General features: G+C 64.4%; 8 protein-coding genes. All 8 read left to right on the forward strand.

What is annotated here, in order from left to right; all coding sequences use genetic code 11:
- The coding region (csx16, locus tag F8K16_RS01035; RefSeq protein ID WP_294945727.1) for a CRISPR-associated protein Csx16 at window positions 1-405 on the forward strand (405 nt) is incomplete at its 5' end.
- Window positions 402-1,502: a CRISPR-associated ring nuclease Csm6 gene (gene csm6 / locus F8K16_RS01040; RefSeq protein WP_294945730.1), complete on the forward strand. Its 1,101-nt coding sequence runs from the start codon at window positions 402-404 to the stop codon at window positions 1,500-1,502. The genes csx16 and csm6, both read left to right, overlap by 4 nt.
- 14 nt (window positions 1,503-1,516) lie before the next feature.
- Window positions 1,517-1,783, forward strand: coding sequence for a hypothetical protein (locus F8K16_RS01045; RefSeq protein ID WP_294945733.1), 267 nt, complete (start codon window positions 1,517-1,519; stop codon window positions 1,781-1,783).
- Window positions 1,780-2,343, forward strand: a complete 564-nt coding sequence (gene rsmD / locus F8K16_RS01050; RefSeq protein WP_294945736.1) for a 16S rRNA (guanine(966)-N(2))-methyltransferase RsmD — start codon at window positions 1,780-1,782, stop codon at window positions 2,341-2,343. Before F8K16_RS01045 ends, rsmD begins: the two co-directional genes overlap by 4 nt.
- Entirely contained in the window at window positions 2,340-2,819 is a 480-nt protein-coding gene (coaD, locus tag F8K16_RS01055) for a pantetheine-phosphate adenylyltransferase (protein WP_294945738.1), read from the forward strand. Before rsmD ends, coaD begins: the two co-directional genes overlap by 4 nt.
- Window positions 2,810-3,265, forward strand: a complete 456-nt coding sequence (locus F8K16_RS01060) for a gamma-glutamylcyclotransferase (protein ID WP_294945741.1) — start codon at window positions 2,810-2,812, stop codon at window positions 3,263-3,265. Before coaD ends, F8K16_RS01060 begins: the two co-directional genes overlap by 10 nt.
- 10 nt (window positions 3,266-3,275) lie before the next feature.
- Window positions 3,276-4,001: a dihydromonapterin reductase gene (gene folM, locus F8K16_RS01065; RefSeq protein WP_294945744.1), complete on the forward strand. Its 726-nt coding sequence runs from the start codon at window positions 3,276-3,278 to the stop codon at window positions 3,999-4,001.
- An 8-nt stretch (window positions 4,002-4,009) separates the two neighbouring features.
- Window positions 4,010-4,762 (forward strand): HI0074 family nucleotidyltransferase substrate-binding subunit, encoded by a 753-nt coding sequence (locus F8K16_RS01070; RefSeq protein ID WP_294945746.1) that lies wholly within the window; start codon window positions 4,010-4,012, stop codon window positions 4,760-4,762.
- Window positions 4,763-5,019: the final 257 nt, after the last annotated feature.

Genomic DNA, 5,019 nt, shown 5'->3' on the forward strand with positions numbered 1-5,019 from the left:
CAGCCTCTGGATCTGGAGCAATGTGAGCCGTTTGAGAAATCCGGGGAGCAGAAAACCGGTTGCGAGAAAGTATGGCTGGTTTCGCGTCATGAGGCAGCTGCCGAGTGGTTGGAGCAGGCTTGCAAGGTGACGCCAGAAAAGGTGATTCAGCACCTGGACGATGCTGAGCTGGAGGCGTTGAAGAAGGAGAAGGACGTGTGTGTGATCGGCAATCTGCCGATGCATCGGATCAAGGCCGTGCAGGAGGCGGGCGCCCAATATGTGAACCTGGACCTGACGGTGCCGCCGGAATGGCGCGGGCGGGAGCTGACCTTGGAGGAGTTTGAGCAGTGTCAGCCCAAGTTGCGCCGCTACCAGGTGCTGGATCTGGGCGAGCCTCAGTTGCCGGAGGAGAAGGCGTCGTGAGCCGCAGGGTGCTGCTGTGCGTGTCGGGCCTTTCGCCGCAGGTGGTGACCGAGACGCTCTATGCGCTGGCCCATCAGCCGGAGCCGTGGATTCCGGATGAGGTGTGGCTGGTGACGACGGCAAAGGGGGCGGAGCATGCGCGGCTGACGCTGTTTGTGGAGGAGGGGGGCTGGTTCAACCGGCTGGTGAATGATTATTCCCTGCCGCAGATTGTGTTTACGCCGGAGCATATCCTCACGGTGAAGGACACCCGGGGGCGACCGCTGGAGGACATTCGCACGGAGGCGGACAACCTGCGTCTTGCAGACATGGTCACCGAGCAGGTGCGACGCTTCTGCGCCGACCCGGAGGTGGAGCTGCATGTGTCGCTGGCGGGTGGACGCAAGACGATGAGCTTTTTCGCCGGCTACATTCTGTCGCTGTTCGGCCGCGCGCAGGACAGGCTGAGCCATGTGCTGGTGGAACCGCAGGCGTTCGAGAGTCATCCGCAGTTCTTCTACCCGACGCCGGAGAGCAGTCCGATCCGGGACCGCAATGGGGAGATCATGGACCGGGCGCAGGCCAGGGTGTCGCTGTCTGAGGTGCCGTTTCTGCGCCTGAGCGGTGTGCTGGATGCGGAGGTGCTGCAGGGACGGCACGGCTATGAGGCGCTGATCCGGCGGCTGCAGAGCAACATGGAGCCGGAGCCGGTGGTGATCGATCTGGCGGAGAGGTCGGTCAGGGTGGGCGGCACGAAGGTGGATCTGAAAGGCATCAACTTTGTCTTCTACGCCTGGATGGTGGCGCGGCTGCTCAGTGGTGACGGTCCGATCGACATGCCGCTGCAGGGAGATGTGAACGGTGACGCGGAGTTGGCGCAGGCGTTTCTGCGCTGGACGCAGAAACACGGGCTGGACATGCTGCCCCATGTGGGGCGGTCGCTGGAGCCACTGGAAGAGGGCGGCATGAGCCACAACTTCGTGCGGGACCGCAAATATGACATCAAGAAGGCGTTGCGCGAGGCGCTGGGGCTGGCTGGCGAGCAGTATGCCATCGTGCCGCTGGGGCGTGGCCGTCAGGGACTGCGCCTGCCTGCGGAGCTGTTTGCGTTGCGTTGATGAGGAGGTGAGTAATGGGCTGGTGGAAATGGCTGTTCGGTCTGGAGGAGGAGCGGCCGTCGGCGGGTGATGACAATATGGTGTCGTCGCATGACGCCTGTCCGAGCGTCAATCCGGCCACGGGCCTGCCCATGGCGGACTGCAGCGTGGATGTGGGGGGCAACCCTTTCGGTACCGATCTGTTCGGGCATGATGATGTTTCAGGCGGGCTGGATGACACTTTGGGTACATGGGGTGGCATTGACGACAACATGGGCGGCGGCATCGGGAGCGACTGGTGAGCGGACGCGCGGGCAGGATACGCATCATCGGCGGGCAGTGGGCGCGGCGGCAGCTGCCGGTGATTGACGCGCCGGGGCTGCGCCCGACGGCGGACCGCATGCGCGAGACACTGTTCAACTGGTTGCAGTTCGAACTGCCCGGCGCGAGGGTGCTGGATCTTTTCGCCGGCACGGGGGCGCTGGGGCTGGAGGCGCTCTCCCGCGGGGCCGGCGAGGCGGTGTTCGTGGAACGCAACCCGAAGGCGGCCCGCCAGCTCAAGACCAACCTGAAGATGCTGGGGGCGGCGGCCCGGGTGGTGCAGGGGGATGCGCTGCGCTATCTGGACGGTGCGCCCGAGGCGTTTGATGTGGTGTTTGTCGATCCGCCCTTTGCCGAGGCGCTGCAGGAGCGGGTCGTGCAGCGGCTGGCGCAGGGCTGGGTGGCGCCGGGCGGCTGGGTGTATGTGGAGCAGCCGAAGAAGCAGCCTTCGCCCGAAGTGCCCGAAAGCTGGCGGCTGCATCGCGAAAAGACGGCGGGTGAGGTACGCTATCTGCTCTATCAGGCAGGAGAGGACGCATGAACATTACCGCCGTCTATCCGGGCACCTTTGATCCCATCACCAACGGTCATGCGGATCTGGTGGCGCGCGCCAGCCGGTTTTTCGACCGCATCATCGTGGCGGTGGCGGACAATCCGAAGAAACGGCCCATGTTCTCGCTGGCCGAGCGCATCGCACTGGCGGAGGCGGTGTTCGCCGACGAGCCGAAAGTTGAGGTGGCCGGTTTTTCCGGCCTGCTGGTGGACTTTGTGCACCAGGTGGGCGGGCAGGCCATTCTGCGCGGGCTGCGGGCGGTGTCGGACTTTGAATACGAGTTCCAGCTGGCCACCATGAACCGTCGGCTGGCGCCGGAGATCGAGACGCTCTACCTGACGCCCGCGGAGCAGAACACCTTCATCAGCTCCTCGCTGGTGCGGGAGATCGCCTGTCTGGGCGGGGACGTGTCCGCCTTCGTGCACCCGGTGGTGGCCGAGGCGCTGCGGCAAAAATGCCACTGAATACCCTGTTCGTGTATGGCTCGCTGATGCGCGGCGGGCGCAATGCCTCGGTGCTGAAGGGCGCGCGTTTTCTGGGCGAGGCGCGCACCTGCGGGCGCCATCTGCTCCATCTTGGCTGGGCGTGGCCGCTGCTGATCGAGCAGGCGCCGGATGAGCTGGCCGCGCCCGTCTGCGGCGAGCTGTATGAGGTGCCGCCCCGGCTGTGGCCCCGGCTGGACGCGCTGGAGGACGAAGGCGCCCTCTACCGCCGCAGGGTGGTCGATGTCTGTCTGGCGGACGGTACGCGCCGGCGCGCCTGGTGCTACTTCGCCCATGCGCCATGGCTGATTGCCCGCGCGCTGGCCGCGCCAAAGCCCTTTTTTGACGAAAAATGGGGCTGTCAGCGCTTTTCGCCGGCAAAATCCGGGCGTTTTCGGGGCGCGGAAAAAGTCATCCGGCAAAAATAGGGGAGACCCCATGTCGCAGCGGCTGGAAAATGCCATTCTCATCACCGGAGCCGGCCAGCGCATCGGTCTGCATCTGGCGCGCCGCTTTCTGGCCGAGACCGACTGGCCGGTGCTGTTCACCTACCGCACCATGCGCCCCGGCGTCAGCGAGCTGGAAGCCGCCGGCGCCCGCGGGCTGATGATCGACCTGACCGAACCGGACGCCAGCGAGCGGGTGGCCCGCTTCGTTTCGGAACAGGCGGCCAGCCTGCGGGCGGTGATCCACAACGCTTCCCTGTGGCTGAAGGACGAGACGCTGGCCGCCTCGCCGGAAGGAGTGAACGCGCTGGTGCGTCTGCACATGCAGGTGCCCTATGAGCTCAACCGTCTGCTGGTCAGCTGGCTGCGCGCCAGCGCCAGCCCGCTGAAGGACATCATCTCCATCTCGGATTTCAACACCGCCCGCGGTTCCGACCGCCACGCCTTCTATCTGGCCACCAAGGCGGGGCTGCAGAACCTGACCAAATCCTTCGCCAAGCTCTACGCGCCCGAGATCAAGGTCAACGACATCGCCCCGGCGCTGATCATGTTCAACGAGGATGACCCGGAGGACTACCGTCGGGCTCGGCTGAAGAAGTCCCTGCTGCAGATCGAGCCGGGGCCGGAGGTGGTGTGGCAGACAGTGCGCTGGATCATGGACAACCCCTATCTCACCGCCACCTCCATCCCGCTGGACGGCGGTCGCAGTGTGGTGTGAATGGTGTCATGATTCTGTTCACGCCTTTGCACAATGCATTGAACAGCCTCGCGGATGCGCTGGAGGTGGCTGCGGGCTATCAGTCGCAATCCCCTGATGACAAGATGTGGCGCACCCTGCGTGCCGGCGTCATTCAGAACTTCGCGTTCAGCTATGAACTCAGCTGGAAGCTGCTGCAGCGGGTATTGCGGGAAATGCTGCCCCCTGAGCAGGTGCAGGGTGTCTCCCGTCGTCACCTCTACCGGCTGGCACAGGAAAAGGGGCTGATTGATGATGTGGCGCCATGGTGGCGCTTTCACGAGGCGCGCAACCTGACTTCGCATGTTTATGACGAGGCCGTGGCGGATCAGGTCTATCTGGCGGCACAGGACTTTCTGCCCATGGTGCGGAAGCTGTTGCAGCGCAAAGCTCTTCAAGAGGAGGTCACTGTCTGTAAGACTTTCTGCCCATGGCGCGGAAGCTGTTGCAGCGGCTGGAGCGGGTGCATGGACTGGATGGCTGAAGCCGCTTCAATCGTCAGGGCGCTGCTGCCCGAAGCGAAAATCTGGGCATTCGGCTCCCGTGTGGCCGGTACGGCCCGTTCCGGCTCTGATCTGGATCTGCTCATCGACATCGGCCGCCCGCTGACGCTGGATGAACGGGCCGAGCTGTCCATGCGCCTTGAAGAAAGCGCGCTGCCTTTTCGGGTGGATTTCGTCGATGCCCACCGGGCCGATCCCGCCTTTCTGCAGAGCATCGCAGGGCAGCGCAGGCCATTGTGATGCCGTTGCCAAATCCGTCTCTGTCTCCCCATTCTGAGCTATACTCGAAAACGAGAATGACTTGCATTCTCGCAACCAGGAGGAGGGAGACGTCATGTTGGCACGCATGTTTGCAGTGGTGGCAGCGGTTCTGCTGCTGGGGACTGCCGTGGCGGCGGAGAAGCCGTCTGTCGTCACGGTGCAGCAGAAGACGGGCATCAAGGTGGCCTACGACATCGACACCGGCGCGGTGACGCCGGGCACCGGCATCGGCAAGG

This window comes from Sulfurivirga sp., assembly GCF_015490265.1.
In the GTDB taxonomy this organism is placed as follows: Bacteria; Pseudomonadota; Gammaproteobacteria; order Thiomicrospirales; family Thiomicrospiraceae; genus Sulfurivirga.

Bases quoted from the DNA above. Each gene is read 5' to 3' on its own strand.
- F8K16_RS01045 (WP_294945733.1), top strand. From the start codon at position 1,517: ATGGGCTGGTGGAAATGGCTGTTCGGTCTGGAGGAGGAGCGGCCGTCG.
- coaD (WP_294945738.1), top strand. From the start codon at position 2,340: ATGAACATTACCGCCGTCTATCCGGGCACCTTTGATCCCATCACCAAC.
- F8K16_RS01060 (WP_294945741.1), top strand. From the start codon at position 2,810: ATGCCACTGAATACCCTGTTCGTGTATGGCTCGCTGATGCGCGGCGGG.
- folM (WP_294945744.1), top strand. From the start codon at position 3,276: ATGTCGCAGCGGCTGGAAAATGCCATTCTCATCACCGGAGCCGGCCAG.
- F8K16_RS01070 (WP_294945746.1), top strand. From the start codon at position 4,010: ATGATTCTGTTCACGCCTTTGCACAATGCATTGAACAGCCTCGCGGAT.